Raw genomic sequence first — 15,241 nt, forward strand, 5'->3', positions numbered from 1 at the left:
TTCCTGGGCCGGGCTGACGGTCCCTTCCCAGCCTCTGGTCCCGAAAGGCCGCGGTGCAGGGGCCGCAGGTCCCCGGCGGGGGCCGAACGGCCCTATGGACGGACGCGGGGGGACGGGGGCGGGAGTTCCGCCGTAGCTCATCTCGCGCCGTCCCCGCCCCCCGCCGTCGGACAGTCAGCGGTGGGTGCCGATGTACGGCAGTGATGAGGGCTGACGTCGTGCCAGGGACTGGCACGACGTCAGCGACACCGTTCATGAACCGACCCGCTGCCCCACCACGACCTGTCCCCCGGCGCCGCCGGCACCCGGAAGACCCGGACCCCGCGCCCGGAAGCAGCCGACGAAAGGGAAGTCACCGCAGGTGGGCCCGGTGCGCCGAGCCCGGGGGCCGTACCGACCTGTGGTGCCCGCCCGCCCGAGCGTCCACGCTGGAGGGAGCACCCTCGACCCGGTGCCCCCTCCGGTGAGCGACCGGACGGTCCTCGTACCGGTACGTACGCCCCAACGGCAGCGGAGGCCGGCCATGGACGACGTTCCCCTCCCCTATCAGGTGACCCAGGCCCGTGACGAGACGGCCGACACCGTCACCCTCACCCTCGCGCCGACCGGCACCGGACTGCTCGCGCCGTTCACGCCCGGCCGCTACGCCCTGGTGCACGCCCTCGGGGTGGGCCGGATCCCGGTACCGGTGTCCCGCATCGACCGCCACGAACTCGCCCTCACGATACGGTCGGCGGAGGCGGTCTCGGCCGCGCTGTGTGCCCTTCGGCCGGGCGGCCGGGTCGGTCTGCGCGGCCCGTTCGGCACCGGCTGGGAACTCGACAGGGCCGCCGGACAGGACCTGCTGGTCGTCGCGGACGGACTCGGCCCGGCGCCACTGCGGCCGCTCGTCCTCGACGCACTCGCCGCCCCGCAGCTGTACGGACACCTGAACGTCCTGGTCGGCGCCCGCACCCCGGACGACATCCTCTACGCCCAGCAGACACACGCCTGGTCGGCGGCGCACGGCCCACCGCACTGCGCGGTGACCGTCGAGTGCCCCGGCCCGGCCTGGGAGGGCCCCGTCGGCGCGGTCACGGCTCTCCTGGACGGGGCCCGGTTCGAACCCGCGAACACCACCGCCTACGTCTGCGGCCCCGTGGAGACGGTCCGGGCGGCCGCCCGTGCCCTGCTCGGACACGGCCTGCCCGCCGAGCGGATCCGGGTGGCCCTCGACGGCTTCCCGGACGGCGACGCCGGTCACGACGAGCGTGCCCGCCCAGAGGATGTCCTGCTGTCCCGGAACGGCGGCCCGGTGGTCGGCTGGGACCAGGTCGAGTCCCCGTCCTCCCCCGCGGGTCCCGGCACCTGACCTGGGGTCCTCACCGTCAGGGCCGGTCCGCCGCGCAAGGGGCCATCGGTCGCGCAAGGAGCCGTCGGTACAGTCGGTGAAGATCACTTCAGGCGGCAGGAAGGCCGGCGCACCATGGCCGTGGACGAGCTCGACACCCGGATCCTGCGGCTGCTCCTGGAGCAGCCTCGTACGAGTGTGCGTGAGTACGCCCGCACGCTCGGTGTCGCCCGCGGCACGCTGCAGGCCCGCCTGGACCGGCTGGAACGGGACGGGGTGATCACCGGCATGGGACCCTCGCTGTCCCCCGCGGCGCTCGGCCACCCCGTGCTGGCCTTCGTGCACATCGAGGTCACGCAGGGCCATCTCGACGAGGTGGGCGACGCGCTCGCCGCCGTACCGGAGATCATCGAGGCGTTCTCGATCACGGGCGGCGGCGATCTGCTCACCCGGGTGGTGGCGCGCGACAACGCCCACCTGGAGGATGTGATCCAGTCGCTCATCAGCATGCCCGGCGTCGTACGTACCCGCACCGAGGTGGCGCTGCGCGAACGTGTTCCGCACCGGGTGCTGCCGCTGGTGGAGTCGATCGGCCGGACGCCGAACGGCTGACGGGAGCGGGGACGGTCTTGGCATCCTGGACCCCATGAGCGCTTTCGGCCGCACCTCGGTCATCTTCGATCTCGACGGAACTCTCGTGGACAGCGAGCCGAACTACTTCGAAGCCGGGCGGCAGACGCTCGCCGAGCAGGGCATCACCGACTTCACCTGGGCCGACCACGAACAGTACGTAGGCATCAGCACCCGGGAGACGCTCGCCCTCTGGAAGGAGCGCTACGGTCTGCGGGCTCCGCTGGAGGTCCTGCTCGCCGACAAGAACCGCCGCTATCTGGAGCTGGCCCGTGCCTCCACGCATGTCTATCCGGAGATGCGGAGGTTCGTCGGACTGCTGGCCGACGAGGGCGTCCCGATGGCCGTGGCCTCGGGCTCCTCGGCCGCCGCCATCGAGGCGATCCTGACGGGGACCGGCCTGGCGGCCCGTCTGACGACCGTCGTCTCGGCCGACGAGGTGGCGCACGGCAAGCCCGCACCCGACGTCTTCCTGGAGGCGGCCGCCCGGCTGGGGGCCGCTCCGGCGGACTGCGTGGTCCTGGAGGACGCCGCCCCGGGCGCCGCGGCCGCGCACGCGGCCGGGATGCGCTGCCTCGCGATCCCGTACGTCACCGCGCAGGCCGACGACCCGGTGTTCGGCACGGCGGAACTGCTGCTGCGCGGCGGCCAGGCCGAGTTCACGGCGCGGGCCGCGTACGACTGGCTCGCACGCTCGGCCGGGTCCTCGGGCACCTCCGGCCCGTCCGGCCCGTCCGGCCCGTCCGGCTCGTCCGGCACATCCGGCCCCTCCGACACGTCCGGCTCCTCCGGCACGTCCTGAGCCGCGGGTAAGTCCCCCACCGCGTGAACCCACACCCGGCCGCCACCCGTCAGGCGGCCTCCCGCGTCCCGGTCGTACCGTCGGCCGGGCCGCCGCCCCCGTCGCGGTGGATCGGCGTCCGCGAGCCGGTCAGCGGAGCGCCGGTGCCGCCCTCCCGGGCCGCGACGATCTCCGCCGCGATGGACAGCGCGGTCTCCTCCGGCGTACGGGCGCCGAGGTCGAGCCCGATCGGGGACCTCAGCCGGGCCAGCTCCCGCTCGCTGAGACCGGCCTCGCGCAGCCGCCGCTCACGGTCCTCGTGGGTGCGGCGCGACCCCATGGCCCCGACGAAGGCCGCCGGCATCCGCAGGGCCGCCTCCAGCAGCGGTACGTCGAACTTGGCGTCGTGGGTGAGCACGCACAGGACCGTCCGCTCGTCGGTCCCGGTGCGCCGGAGATAGCGGTGCGGCCAGTCGACGACGATGTCGTCCGCCTCGGGGAAGCGGACCCGGGTGGCGAAGACGGGGCGGGCGTCGCACACGGTCACGTGGTAGCCGAGGAACTTGCCGACCCGTACCAGCGCCGTGGCGAAGTCGACGGCGCCGAAGACGATCAGACGGGGCGGCGGCACGCTGGACTCCACGAACAACGTCACGCCTCCGGGGCACCGCGAACCGTCCTCGGAGACCTCGACCGTGCCGGTACGCCCCGCCGTGAGCATGCCGCGGGCCTCCGCCGTCGCGGTGCCGTCCAGCGCCGGGGACCCGCTGAGACCTCCCTCGACCGGTGGCCCGTACGTCTCGTCGGGGCGGACGAGCAGCGCCCTGCCCAGCAGTTCGGCCGGTCCCCGGGCCACCCGGGCGACGGCGGCCGGCTCGCCGCGGGCCGCGGCCGCCAGCGCCGCCTCGAACACCTTTCGGTCCGGTGCGTCCGCGCGCACCGGAGTGACCAGGACATCGATGACACCGCCACAGGTCAGCCCCACCGCGAAGGCGTCCGCGTCGCTGTGCCCGAACCGTTCCAGCACCGTCCGGCCGTCCCGGAGCGCCTGGACGCACAGCTCGTACACGGCCCCCTCGACGCATCCCCCGGAGACCGAGCCGACGGCCGTGCCGTCGCCGTCCACGGCGAGGGCGGCGCCAGGACCGCGCGGCGCGCTGCCGCCGACGCCCACGACCGTGGCGACGGCGAAGTCCCGGCCCTCGTCGGCCCAGCGGTGCAGCTCGCCGGCGAGGTCAAGCACCGTGATCCCCTTCCGCCTCGATCCCCGCGAGCAGGACCCGGTCGGGGCGGATCGGCAGGTTCCGGTGGCGTACGCCGGTCGCGTGCCAGACCGCGTTGGCGATCGCCGCCGCGGCTCCGACGACCCCGATCTCACCGATGCCCTTGATGCCGACCGGGTCGTCCGGATCCGGATCGTCCACCCAGTCCGCCTCGATGTGCGGTACGTCGGCGTGCGCGGCGAAGTGGTAGCCGGCCAGGTCGGCGCCGACATGGCCGCCCGTGGCCCGGTCCCGGACCGCCTCCTCGTGCAGCGCCATGGACAGGCCCCAGACCATGCCGCCGACGAACTGCCCGCGCGCGGTCAGCGGGTTGACGATGCGGCCCGCGGCGAAGACGCCGAGCATCCGGCGCACCCGCACCTCCCCGCTGGTGACATCCACGGCGACCTCGGCGAACTGCGCCCCGAAGGTGTGCCGTTCCATCGGCGGCAGCGCGCCGACGGCCTGGGAGGTGTCCGAGCGTGCCGTGATCCCCTCCGGCGGGACGGCGCCGCCCAGGACCAGCCGCTCGCGCAGCTCGGCCGCGGCTACCCGGATCGCCCAGGCCCAGGAGCGGGTGCCCATCGAACCGCCGGCGATCATCGCCGGGCCGAAGTCGCTGTCCGCGATCCGCATCCGGATGCGCTCCGGCTCCGTCTCCAGCGCGTCCGCGGCGACCAGGGTGAGCGCGGTCCGCGCCCCGGTCCCGATGTCCGAGGCGGTGATCCGTACGGTGAACGTCCCGTCGGGCTCCGCCGTCACGGCCGCGGTGGACGGGGCGGACAGCATCGGGAAGGTGGCCGCGGCCGTGCCGGTGCCGAGCAGCCAGCGCCCTTCGCGGCGGACTCCGGGGCGCGGGTCACGGCCCGCCCAGCCGAACCTGCGCGCCCCCTCCTCGAAGCAGCCGACCAGATTGCGGCTGCTGAAGGGCAGCCCGGAGACGGGGCCCACGTCCGGCTCGTTGCGCAGACGCAGCTCGATCGGGTCGAGGCCGCACTTCTCGGCGAGTTCGTCGATCGCGGACTCCAGCGCGAAGGAACCCGGTGCCTCCCCCGGGGCCCGCATCCAGCTCGGCGTCGGCACGTCGAGCCGTACGACGCGGCTGACGGAGTGGTGCGCGTCGGAGCCGTACATCGCCCGCCCGTACTCGGCGCACCGCTCGACGAACTCGTGGACGGTAGAGGTGAGGCTCTCGGCCCGGTGCTCGACCGCGCGCAGCCGTCCGTCCGCGTCGGCGCCGAGCCTGACCCGCTGCGCCGTGGGGCTGCGGTAGCCGACGAGGGAGAACATCTGACGCCTGGTCATGACGACCCTGACCGGGCGGTGCAGCACGGTCGCGGCCATCGCGGCGGCGACGGAGTGGGGGCGGGTCCCCTTGGAACCGAAGCCGCCTCCCACGTGTTCGGACCGCACCCGAACCGACTCCGGGTCGAGCGAGAACAGTTTCGCCAGTTCGTCGGCCACGAACCTGCTGCCCTGGTTGGAGTCGATCACCTCGAGCCGGCCACCGTCCCACCGCGCGACCGCCGCATGCGGCTCCATGGGGCTGTGGTGCTCCTCCGGGGTGCTGTACTCGGCGTCCACGACGACGGCGGACGCGGCGAGTTCGGCCTCCAGGTCGCCCTTCGTCTCGGCGGGGGCGCTCTCCGGCGTGTACACACCGGGAAGCCCGGCGGCGAACACGACGTCGTGCGGCTCCGCGTCGTACTCGACGACGAGCGCCTCGGCGGCCTCCCTCGCCTGCTCGGGTGTCCCGGCGACGACGAGGGCCACCGGCCAGCCGGAGTACGGTACGTGGTCCCCCTGGAAGATCTGGGCGATCGGGTCGGGTACGCCGAAGGCGTTCGTGTAACCGCCGTTGAGGCGTGGGGCGTTCTCGTGGTGCAGGACGGCGAGGACACCCGGCATCGCGAGGACGGGCGCGGACCTCACGGCGCGGACACGGCCGCGGGCCACGGTGGACAGCACCAGCCAACCGTGGGCGAGTTCGGGATACGGCACCTCACCGGCGTAGCGAGCCGCTCCGGTCACCTTGGCCACGCCCTCCACCCGGGTGTGCGCGGTGCCGACGGCCGCGACCGCCGTGGTCGGCGTGGTCGTCGTGGTCATCGGGCGGCCTCCTCGGTGAGCTCGGTCAGCATCGCCACGACGAGATTGCGCATCAGGGGCACCTTGTATCCGTTGTGGGGCAGCGGCTTCGCCCCCGCCAGTCCGGCGTTCGCGGCGGCGGCGAAGGCAACGGCGTCCGCCGGTCCCCCCAGCAGCGCCCGCTCGGCCTCCCGGGCACGCCACGGCCGGGACGCCACCGCCCCGAAGGCGAGGCGCACCTCGCGCACGACACCGTCATGGACGTCGAGCGCGGCGGCGATCGAGCCGATCGCGAAGGCGTACGAGGCGCGCTCGCGCACCTTGCGGTAGCGGGAGCGGGCGGCGACCGGGGCGGCGGGCACCGTGACGCCGGTGATCAGCGCGCCGGACGGCAGGGCGGTCTCCCGGTGCGGAGTGTCGCCCACCGGAAGATAGAACTCCGCGAGGGGCAACTCGCCCGGCCCGTCGAGGGTTTCGTACGTGACGACGGCGTCGAAGGCGGTGAGGGCCACCGCCATGTCGGAGGGGTGCGTGGCGACGCAGTGCGCGGAGGCGCCCAGGACGGCGTGGTTGTGGTGCTCGCCCTCGATGGCGGGACAACCACTGCCGGGAACACGCTTGTTGCAGGGCTTCGCCAGGTCGGTGAAGTAGCCGCAGCGGGTGCGCTGGAGCAGGTTCCCGCCGACCGTGGCCATGTTGCGCAACTGCCCCGAGGCGCCGGCCAGGACGGCCTGCGCCAACGCCGGGTAGCGGCGCCGCACTTCGGGGTGCGCGGCGAGGTCGCTGTTGGTGACGGTCGCGCCGATGCGAAGCCCCTCGCCCGGAGTGAACTCGATCCGGTCCAGGGGAAGTTCACGCACGTCGACGAGGCGCGCGGGCCGTTCCACCCCGCTCTTCATCAGGTCGACGAGGTTGGTGCCGCCGCCGAGACAGCGCGCCTCGGGGTCGGCGCCCAGCAGGGCGACCGCGCCCGCCACGTCGAAGACTCGCTCGTAGCCGAACTCCCTCATGCCGCAGCCCCCTTGGCATCCGTTCCGGTCCCGCCGGGTTCCTCGGCCACGTCCGTCTCCATGGCAGCTGATTCCGCGGCACGGGATTGCCCGGCACCGGATTCCATGACGTCGGATTCCATGACGTCCGACCGCACGGCTCGGACGGGCGGGGTGACTTCCCCCGCGCGGGCCGCGCCGTCCCGTGCCGCCCGGGCGACGGCCCGGACGATCGACACGTAGGCGCCGCAGCGGCACAGGTTGCCGCTCATCCGCTCCCGGATCTCCTCCGCGGTGAGCGGCGGGACGCCCGCTTCGGGCCGAACGTCGGCGGTCACGGCGCTCGGCCAGCCCGCCGCGTGCTCCTCGATCACACCGAGGGCCGAGCAGATCTGGCCCGGTGTGCAGTAGCCGCACTGGTAGCCGTCGAGGTCGAGGAAGGCCTGCTGCACCGGATGCAGTCGTTCCCCGTCCGCCACACCTTCGATGGTGGTGATGTCGCGGCCCTCCGCGGCGACGGCGAGTTGCAGACAGGAGACGGCGCGGCGCCCGTCGAGCAGCACCGTGCAGGCGCCGCACTGGCCCTGATCGCAGCCCTTCTTGGTACCCGTCAGATCGAGATGCTCGCGCAGCGCGTCGAGCAGGGTGGTGCGGTGGTCGACGGGCAGCGTGTACTTCTCGCCATTGATGTTCAAAGTGATGGCGCTGGACGTCGATGGGGCCATGATCAGCCTTCTTTCGCCGAGTCGCGGGGTCGCGGGGGAAGGAATGGCGCGGTGCGCTGGTGGGTGGGGGGCGGATGGGCCGGGGCCGCCCGCGCAGGGCGCGGCGCGGGACCGGTTTCGAGGCGCGCCGAGCAGTCCACGGTGGCCGGATCTCACGCTATGGTGAACCTAAGTGGACAGCTGTCCACTAGCTCCGAACTTAGCGGACAGCTGTCCACTTATCAAGGCCCGGCCTCCGTCCCGAGTGCCACGGGCTTCCGGAAGGGGGACGAGTGCAGCAGAAGAAGGACACCCCGCTGCGTTCGGACGCGCAGCGCAACCGCGAGCGCATCCTCGAAGTGGCCCTGGCGGAACTGACCCGCTCCTCGGACACCCCGCTCAGCGCGATCGCCAAGAAGGCGTGCGTGGGACAGGGAACGTTCTACCGGAACTTCCCCAACCGCGAGGCGCTGGTCCTGGAGGTCTACCGCTACGAGGTGCAGCAGCTCGCCGACACCGCGGCCCAGCTGCTGGAGACCCGCGCTCCGGACCGGGCGCTGCGGGAGTGGATGGACCGGCTGGCGCAGTACGCCACGGCCAAGGCGGGACTGGCCGAGGCGTTGCGCGCGTCCACCGTGACCCGGGGCACCCTGACCAGGCTGGGGCACGGCGCGGTCTCCTCGGCCGTCTCGCTCCTTCTCGACGCCAACGAGCGGGCGGGCACCATCCGCCCGGGGGTGACCCCCGACGACTTCGTCCTCGCGATCGCCGGCCTCTGGCAGATGGACGCGCACGGGGACTGGCAGCCGCGCGCCGCACGTCTGCTGGACCTGGTGATGGACGGTCTGCGGGTGGGCGCACCGGGTCCACGCCCACCGGCGTCCGGTACAGCCTCCGCGGACGCGGGGTGAAGGGGTGCGCCGAGTCCGGACACACCGCATGAGACGCACGCCGAGGTCAGACGCACCGGCGTGAGACGCACGCCGTACTCGGACGCGCCGACGTGAGACCCGCGCCGCGCCGCGCCGATGGCGCCACCGGGTGTCCCGACCCCGGGCGGCGCACCACCGCGCGCCACGTGACGTCACGCGCGCGGTGCCGGGATCACGTCACCGGCTCGGCAGCCGGGCGGGGGTGACGGCCGGCGAGCTCACCAGCTCGGCGACACGGTAGCCGTCCACCCCGTCCCCGAGGTGGTCGAACGACGCTCACCTCGCCCGAGGAGCGCGGAACGATGTCCGGGTGCGGATCCGAACGGCAGACCCAAAGGGCTGTCCCGTAATCCCCGGTGGATCAGCGCGCGGCGTCGGATGCGGTGCATCGCAAGGCGGAGGGTCGTCCTCATACTGGGCGCATCAGGGCGATCCGACAACGCGGCGTGGGGGTCCCCCCTGCTCGAAGAGCTCGGGGGAGTGCCGTAGCTGTCGTCGTGCGCCCGCCGGGGATTACGGGACAGCCCTTAGGCCCCGCTGGCGTCGAGCATGTCCTCGCGCTCGACGAGCTTCACCCGCTCGCGGCCCTGCGGTTCGCCGAGTGCCTTCTCCGCGGCGTCGAGCCGGTGCCAGCCCTCCCACGTGGTGAAGCGGACGTCGCGCTCCTTCAGGAACGCGTCCACGGCCTCCGGTTCGGGTGCGGCGGGCGTGTGCAGACGGCCGCCCGCGTGGTCGGCGAGCAGGCTGGCGACGGTCTCGTTGGCGTCGCCCTTGGTGTGACCGATCAGGCCCACCGGCCCACGCCGGATCCAGCCGGTGACGTACGTCGACCGCAGGTGCTCGCCGGTCTCCTCGATCACCCGGCCCGCCGCGTCGGGGACCGTGCCGGACTCGACGTCCCAGGGCAGCTTGGGGAGCTTGTCGGACAGGTAGCCCACGGCGCGGTAGACGGCCGTGACGTCCCAGTCCTTGAAGGTGCCGGTGCCCTTGACGTTGCCGGTGCCGTCGAGGACGGTGCGCTCGGTGCGCAGGCCGGTGACCTCGCCGTCCTCACCGAGGATCTCGGTCGGCGACTCGAAGAAGTGCAGGAACAGCTTGTGCGGCCGGTCTCCGACGTCGCGGATGGCCCAGTTCTCCAGGGTCTTGGCGACCATGTCGGCCTGCTTGTTGCCGCGCCGGGTGGCGATCGAGCCGTCGTCGTAGTCGATGTCCTCGGGGTCGACGATGACCTCGATGTTCGGGGAGTGGTCCAGTTCCCGCAGCTCCATCGGGCTGAACTTGGCCTGCGCCGGGCCACGGCGGCCGAAGACGTGGACCTCCAGGGCCTTGTTGGCCTTGAGTCCCTCGTGGACGTTCGGCGGGATCTCGGTCGGCAGCAGCTCCTCGGCGGTCTTCGCCAGGATGCGCGCGACGTCGAGCGCGACGTTGCCGACGCCGAGGACGGCGACCTTCTCCGCTTCGAGGGGCCAGGTCCGGGGCACGTCCGGGTGCCCGTCGTACCAGGAGACGAAGTCCGCCGCGCCGTACGAGCCGTCGAGGCCGATGCCGGGTATGTCCAGGGCCCGGTCCGCCGTCGCGCCGGTGGAGAAGATCACCGCGTCGTAGAAGGCGCGCAGGTCGTCCAGGTTGATGTCCCCCGGGTAGTCGACATTGCCGAAGAGACGTATCTGCGGCTTGTCGAGCACCTGGTGCAGGGCCGTGATGATGCCCTTGATCCGCGGGTGGTCCGGGGCGACACCGTAGCGGATCAGCCCGAAGGGGGCCGGCATCCGCTCGAAGAGGTCGATGGACACACCGGGCTCGACGGCCACTGCGGACTTCAGCAGCGCGTCGGCGGCGTAGATGCCGGCGGGACCGGCTCCGACAATGGCTACCCGCAGAGGGCGAGGCATGATCAGATTCCCTTCGAAGGGGGCAGGGTGACTCGCCGGGAAGCCTAAGCTAAGGCATGCCTTAGTCAGTACTCGGGTTGGATCTATGACCCCATAAGGGCGACTTATGACCCCTGGTTTCTGAGGACATCCCTAGAGTCGGGCGAGATCCGGGCGGCCCGCACAGGACCCCCGACGGGACACCGGACAGGGCGCCAGGAAGCAGGTGCTCCGGCTCCGGGGGAAAATGGGGAGGTGAGCGTCCGGCGCATGTCAGTGGACCGCCTCGTGGAGCAGCCGTCAGGCCGCGGACTGGTGGCGATCCCCGTCGCGCTGATAGTAGTGATCACGGTGGTGGACATCCACTCACCGGCCGACATCCATCTCGGCCCCCTGCTGGTCATCGCGCCCGCGCTCACCGCCTCACTGGCCGGCCCACGGCTGACCGCCCTGGTCGGAGTGCTGGCCGTGACGGCCCAGGTGTTCATCGCGGTGCTGCACGGCGGCCTGACCACGGCCAACCACGTCGCGCAGATCATCGCCCTCAGCGTGCTCTCCGCGCTGGTGGTCTTCGTATGCCACCTACGGGAGCGGAGAGCACTGGAACTGAGCCGGTCACGTTCGGTGGCCGAGACGGCGCAGCGTGTTCTGTTGCGGCCCCCGCCCCGCCGGATCGGGCCGCTGCGGGTGGCCTGGCTGTATCTGGCGGCCGAGGACGAGGCCCGGATCGGGGGCGACCTCTTCGCGGTGGCCCGCTCCGCCCACGCGTCCACCCGGTTGGTCATCGGGGACGTCCGTGGCAAGGGCATGTCCTCGATCGGCGAGGCGTCGGTGGCGCTCGGCGCGTTCCGCGAGGGCGCCCAGCGGTACGCCACGCTGCCCGAACTGACGGCGGCGCTGGAGGCGAGCGTGTGCCGGGACCTCGACGAGGTGGCCGACACCGAGCACGATCCCGGCGAGCACTTCATCACCGCGCTCGTCCTCGACATCCCCGACCACGGCACTCAGGTCGACATGATCAACTGCGGCCATCCCCCGCCCCTGCTGCTGCACGACGACAAGATCGAGGTCCTGTACGCCCGGCACCCGGTACCCCCGCTGGGTCTGTGCGAAATGCCCGCCGCGCGCCACCGAACCGACCCGTTCGCCTTCGAGGTGGGCGACATCCTGCTGCTCTACACCGACGGCGTCATCGAGGCCCGGTCACCGGCGGGGGCCTTCTACCCGCTCGCCGAGCGGGCCGCCACGTTCCGGGGCGCCGGACCCGACGCCCTGCTGCGTCACATCCACGACGACCTCCTCACCCACGTCGGCGACCGGCCCTCCGACGACGCCGCCCTGCTGATCGTCGAACGGGTCGCCTCCGAGCATCCGCACCGCCCGCATCTCACGACCCACCCCGTCGACGGCCACCATCGGATCCGCCCCGGCGGTCCGCCGCCCAGCCCTGGCACACCGACCTGATCCCGCTCCTGGGCGGGAGACCGGCCGCCCACGGACCGCCGTGGTCACTCCCGGGCCATGTCCGACTCCGCCTTGCTCGCCGCCGAATCGGCGTCGTCGACCAGTTTCCGCAGGTGGCCGAGGTCCGTGGAGGACGAGGAAGCGGGCGCCGGCTGCCCGGCGTCCGCCCCGTGACCGCAGCCGGCCAGCAGCAGGACGGTCACGGCGGCCAGCCCGGCCGGTGCGACCCGGCGCGCGCCCCTCACTTCGCGCTCCCGTTGTCGTTGGCGCCACACCACTTCTCGACCTGGGACAGGTCCTTCTGGCGTGCCTCCAGGGTGGGGATCAGGGAGCGCCGGAAGGTGAGCCGGTCATTGAGATATGCCTCGATCTCCGTGTGTCCCGCCGACTTGGCGTTGGCGACGCGCTGTTCGAGGCGGGCGACGGAGCCGCGCCGGGACGCGTCCGCGTGCAGCCGGTCGAGGATCCGGTCGATCCGCTGGTCGGTCTTCGGCGCGCGCCGGCACAGCGCCGCCGCGCCGTCGCCCGTGGGCGCGCCGGACGGCGCGGGAGACCCGGTGTCCGCCGCGGCGACGCCCGCGGCGCCGAGCAGCGTACCCACGGCGACCAACGAGACGACGGTCTTCCTGGTGCTTGGCATGACGAACTCCTCCGTGTTCACGGGCGGTTGCCCGCACACCGGGGAAACTAGGAGTCGTCCTTGTGGAATTCTTGTGGCCGGTCGGCGGCCTCGATCATCCAGTTGCGCCGGAGCGGCAGCGTGCTCCCTTCGTCCGCAACGCCGTTGACGAGCGGCAGCGTGACCTCGATACGGGTGCCGGGCCCCGTCGGCCGGTCCAGGACCCGGATACGGCCCCGGTGCAGGGCGATCTGCTGGGCGACCAGGGTGAGCCCGAGGCCGGAGCCCGGACTGTCGGGCCGGCGTCTGAAGCGTTCGAAGACCTGCGCGCGCAGTTCGGGCGGGATGCCGGGGCCCTGGTCGTCGACGACCAGGATCACGTCGGTGCCGCTGGCGCGCAGGCTCACCTCCACCCGCGCGGGCCGCCCCTCCCCGTGCCCGTGCACCAGGGCGTTGACGAGGAGATTGTCCACCACGGTCCGCAGTCCCGGTTCCCAGCCGTGCACCCACAGGCCGGGCACGCAGTGTCCGGACAGCCGTGCGCGGGGATGGTGCCGCCGCTGCTCCTCCGTGCTCGCCTCGACGACGTCGGCCAGGTCCACGGGACCGAAGGCGTCGGCCTCGACGAGGTCCCCACGGCCGAGGTCGCGCAGCATCACCAGGAGGCCCAGCAGCCGGGCGTGCTCGCGGCGCAGGTCGTGCAGCACCTCGTCGCGGTCGGCTCCGGCGAGTTCGGGATGCCCGGCGAGGATCTCCAGGTTGGTCTGCATGCTCATCAGCGGAGTGCGCAGTTCGTGCGAGGCGGCGGAGGCGAAGGAGCGTGCGGTGGCCAGGGCCTCGGCCGTTCTGGCGGCCTGTTCGTCGTAGCGGGCCAGGACGGTCCGCAGGGTGTGCGCGAGATCGTCGACCTCGGCGATACGCGTCGGGGTGTGGTCCAGGCGGGCCGGGCTGGAACGCGGGTCCAGGCCGCTCGCGCGGCGTTGCAGACGGCGCAGCGGCCGGCTCGCCCGCGCGGCGACACCCCAGGCGAGCAGTCCGGACAGCGGCGCGGCGAGCAGCGCGACGGACACCACGCGCCGCCGGACCAGCCGCAGTTGGGTGTCGGCGGCGGTGTCCGACGCGAACAGCCACAGGGACCCGCGCACTCCGGGCCGGGCTCCGGTCACGCGGGTCGACAGGATCCGCCAGCTGTGGCCGTCGGCCCTGAGCGTGACCGGGACCGGCGCGCTCGCAGGCAGCGGTGCTCCGGCGTCCGGCTGCGGTCCGCCGGTGAAGGTCTCGTCCGGGCCGATCAGCCGGACGCCGACGTCCAGGGCCGAGGTGAACAGCCTTCGCTGCCGCGCCTGTTCCACCGCGGCCGACCGGTCGGCGGCACTCGCGCGCAGCAGTCCCCGGGCGTCCTTGGCCACGGTCGTCGCGCGCTCGCGCAGATGGGCGTCCTGCTGGTCATGGAGATCCGCCGCGACCAGCCGCAGCAGCAGCCAACCGGTGGCCAGGACCAGTACGGGCACGGTGACGCCGACGGCCAGCGCGATCCGCGTGGACAGCCTCACCGCTGCTCCCCCGCCCGGTCGTCCCGCAGGACGAAGCCCACGCCCCGTACGGTGTGGATGATCCGCGCGCGATTCGGGGTCTCCAGTTTGCGGCGCAGGTAGCTGACGAAGGTGTCCACCGCGTCGGTGCGCACGTCGAAGTCGTATCCCCATACGCGGTCGAGGAGTTGGTCCCTGCTGAGTACGAGGCCGGCGTTGCGCGCGAGAACGTGCAGGAGCTCGAACTCGCGCCGGGTCAGGTCCACCGGCCGGCCGTCGAGGGTGACCCTGCGGGCGGCGGGGTCCATCAGCAGGCCACCGACCCGTACGGTGTCGGTGTCGCGCGGCGGTCTGCGGCGCAACAGTGCCTCCAGGCGCAGCACGAGCTCCTGAAGGGCGAAGGGTTTGACGAGATAGTCGTCGCCGCCGGCCTGCAGTCCCGCGATCCGGTCGGCGGTCTCGTCGAGCGCGGAGAGCATCAGCACGGGTACGTCGTTGTCGTCGCCCCGCAGTGTCCTGCACACCTCGATGCCGTTGAGGTCCGGCATGGAGATGTCCAGCACGATCACGTCCGGTGGTCTCGTCCGGGCCACGGCCAGCGCCGGGCGGCCGCCGTCGGCCAGGTCCACGGTGAATCCGCCGAGCCGCAGGCCGCGCTCCAGCGAGCGGCGTATCGCCGCGTCGTCGTCGACGACCAGGACCCGGCCCCGGTCTGCGCTCATCGCCACTGTCCCTCCGCACCGCTGTCTCTTTGCTCCGGCGTCTCTTCGCACCGCTGCTGTCCCTGTGCGCGCCCGTTCCTTCGCGCGCCCTGCTCCTTCGCGCGCCTGCCTCTCCGCGCGCCCTGCTCCTTCGCGCGTCCGCCCCTCTGCGCGGCGGACCCGGCCGTGTCGCCGAGGCCTGCCGCCGCCCATCGTGCATCAGCCGCGCCGTTCCCGTTCCCCGGGGGTACCGACGGCTCCTCCCCGGCCACCGCCCGGCCGGCCCGCCCGGATCCCCTTCCCGGGTGACGGCCCGCGCCCGCACCGGGTCCTTGATC

At 73.0% G+C, this 15,241-nt stretch carries 13 protein-coding genes and 1 pseudogene; 5 read left to right on the top strand and 9 right to left on the bottom strand.

Going from position 1 to position 15,241, the window contains the following annotated elements; translation table 11 throughout:
* Window positions 1-523: 523 nt before the first annotated feature.
* From HEP85_RS05980 to HEP85_RS05990, 3 genes are all read left to right on the top strand, one after another.
* Entirely contained in the window at window positions 524-1,351 is an 828-nt protein-coding gene (locus tag HEP85_RS05980) for an oxidoreductase (protein ID WP_168526825.1), read from the top strand.
* Between the two features lie 114 nt (window positions 1,352-1,465).
* The gene (locus tag HEP85_RS05985) at window positions 1,466-1,942 is read left to right on the top strand and encodes an Lrp/AsnC family transcriptional regulator (protein WP_168526827.1); all 477 of its coding nucleotides are present in this window, start codon (window positions 1,466-1,468) and stop codon (window positions 1,940-1,942) included.
* Between the two features lie 34 nt (window positions 1,943-1,976).
* Complete coding sequence (locus HEP85_RS05990; RefSeq protein ID WP_168526829.1) at window positions 1,977-2,762, top strand: HAD family phosphatase; 786 nt, start codon at window positions 1,977-1,979, stop codon at window positions 2,760-2,762.
* 49 nt (window positions 2,763-2,811) lie between these two features.
* Here the strand turns inward: HEP85_RS05990 and HEP85_RS05995 are convergent, their stop codons facing one another.
* From HEP85_RS05995 to HEP85_RS06010, 4 genes and pseudogenes are all read right to left on the bottom strand, one after another.
* Entirely contained in the window at window positions 2,812-3,984 is a 1,173-nt protein-coding gene (locus HEP85_RS05995; RefSeq protein WP_329285751.1) for an XdhC/CoxI family protein, read from the bottom strand.
* Window positions 3,977-6,112: a xanthine dehydrogenase family protein molybdopterin-binding subunit gene (locus HEP85_RS06000; protein WP_168526830.1), complete on the bottom strand. Its 2,136-nt coding sequence runs from the start codon at window positions 6,110-6,112 to the stop codon at window positions 3,977-3,979. Before HEP85_RS06000 ends, HEP85_RS05995 begins: the two co-directional genes overlap by 8 nt.
* On the bottom strand, window positions 6,109-7,101 hold the full coding sequence (locus tag HEP85_RS06005) for a xanthine dehydrogenase family protein subunit M (RefSeq protein WP_168526832.1): 993 nt from the start codon (window positions 7,099-7,101) through the stop codon (window positions 6,109-6,111). Before HEP85_RS06005 ends, HEP85_RS06000 begins: the two co-directional genes overlap by 4 nt.
* A 185-nt stretch (window positions 7,102-7,286) precedes the next feature.
* Window positions 7,287-7,805, bottom strand: a pseudogene (locus tag HEP85_RS06010) ((2Fe-2S)-binding protein); the annotation flags it as partial.
* A 272-nt stretch (window positions 7,806-8,077) separates the two neighbouring features.
* On the opposite strand from HEP85_RS06010, the gene HEP85_RS06015 reads away from it, so the two are divergent.
* Window positions 8,078-8,695: a TetR/AcrR family transcriptional regulator gene (locus tag HEP85_RS06015; RefSeq protein WP_168526834.1), complete on the top strand. Its 618-nt coding sequence runs from the start codon at window positions 8,078-8,080 to the stop codon at window positions 8,693-8,695.
* Window positions 8,696-9,243: 548 nt separating this feature from the next.
* Here the strand turns inward: HEP85_RS06015 and HEP85_RS06020 are convergent.
* Window positions 9,244-10,608 carry an FAD-dependent oxidoreductase gene (locus HEP85_RS06020; protein ID WP_168526836.1) on the bottom strand — a complete coding sequence of 455 codons (1,365 nt, stop codon included), beginning with the start codon at window positions 10,606-10,608 and terminating at the stop codon, window positions 9,244-9,246.
* Between the two features lie 249 nt (window positions 10,609-10,857).
* Here HEP85_RS06020 and HEP85_RS06025 point away from each other — a divergent pair, with 249 nt between their 5' ends.
* Window positions 10,858-12,051 carry a PP2C family protein-serine/threonine phosphatase gene (locus tag HEP85_RS06025; RefSeq protein ID WP_168526838.1) on the top strand — a complete coding sequence of 398 codons (1,194 nt, stop codon included), beginning with the start codon at window positions 10,858-10,860 and terminating at the stop codon, window positions 12,049-12,051.
* Between the two features lie 44 nt (window positions 12,052-12,095).
* On the opposite strand, the gene HEP85_RS06030 is transcribed toward HEP85_RS06025, so the two are convergent.
* The 4 genes from HEP85_RS06030 to HEP85_RS06045 are packed head-to-tail and all read right to left on the bottom strand — an operon-like array spanning window position 12,096 to window position 14,924.
* Window positions 12,096-12,296, bottom strand: a complete 201-nt coding sequence (locus HEP85_RS06030; protein ID WP_168526840.1) for a hypothetical protein — start codon at window positions 12,294-12,296, stop codon at window positions 12,096-12,098.
* Window positions 12,293-12,691, bottom strand: a complete 399-nt coding sequence (locus tag HEP85_RS06035) for a hypothetical protein (RefSeq protein WP_168526842.1) — start codon at window positions 12,689-12,691, stop codon at window positions 12,293-12,295. The genes HEP85_RS06030 and HEP85_RS06035 overlap by 4 nt, the downstream gene beginning before the upstream one ends.
* A 47-nt stretch (window positions 12,692-12,738) precedes the next feature.
* Entirely contained in the window at window positions 12,739-14,223 is a 1,485-nt protein-coding gene (locus HEP85_RS06040) for a HAMP domain-containing sensor histidine kinase (protein WP_168526844.1), read from the bottom strand.
* A complete protein-coding gene (locus HEP85_RS06045) occupies window positions 14,220-14,924 on the bottom strand; it encodes a response regulator transcription factor (RefSeq protein WP_168526846.1) in 705 nt (234 codons plus the stop codon). The genes HEP85_RS06040 and HEP85_RS06045 overlap by 4 nt, the downstream gene beginning before the upstream one ends.
* Window positions 14,925-15,241 lie beyond the last annotated feature (317 nt).

The organism is Streptomyces sp. RPA4-2, assembly GCF_012273515.2.
GTDB lineage: Bacteria > Actinomycetota > Actinomycetes > Streptomycetales > Streptomycetaceae > Streptomyces > Streptomyces kaempferi.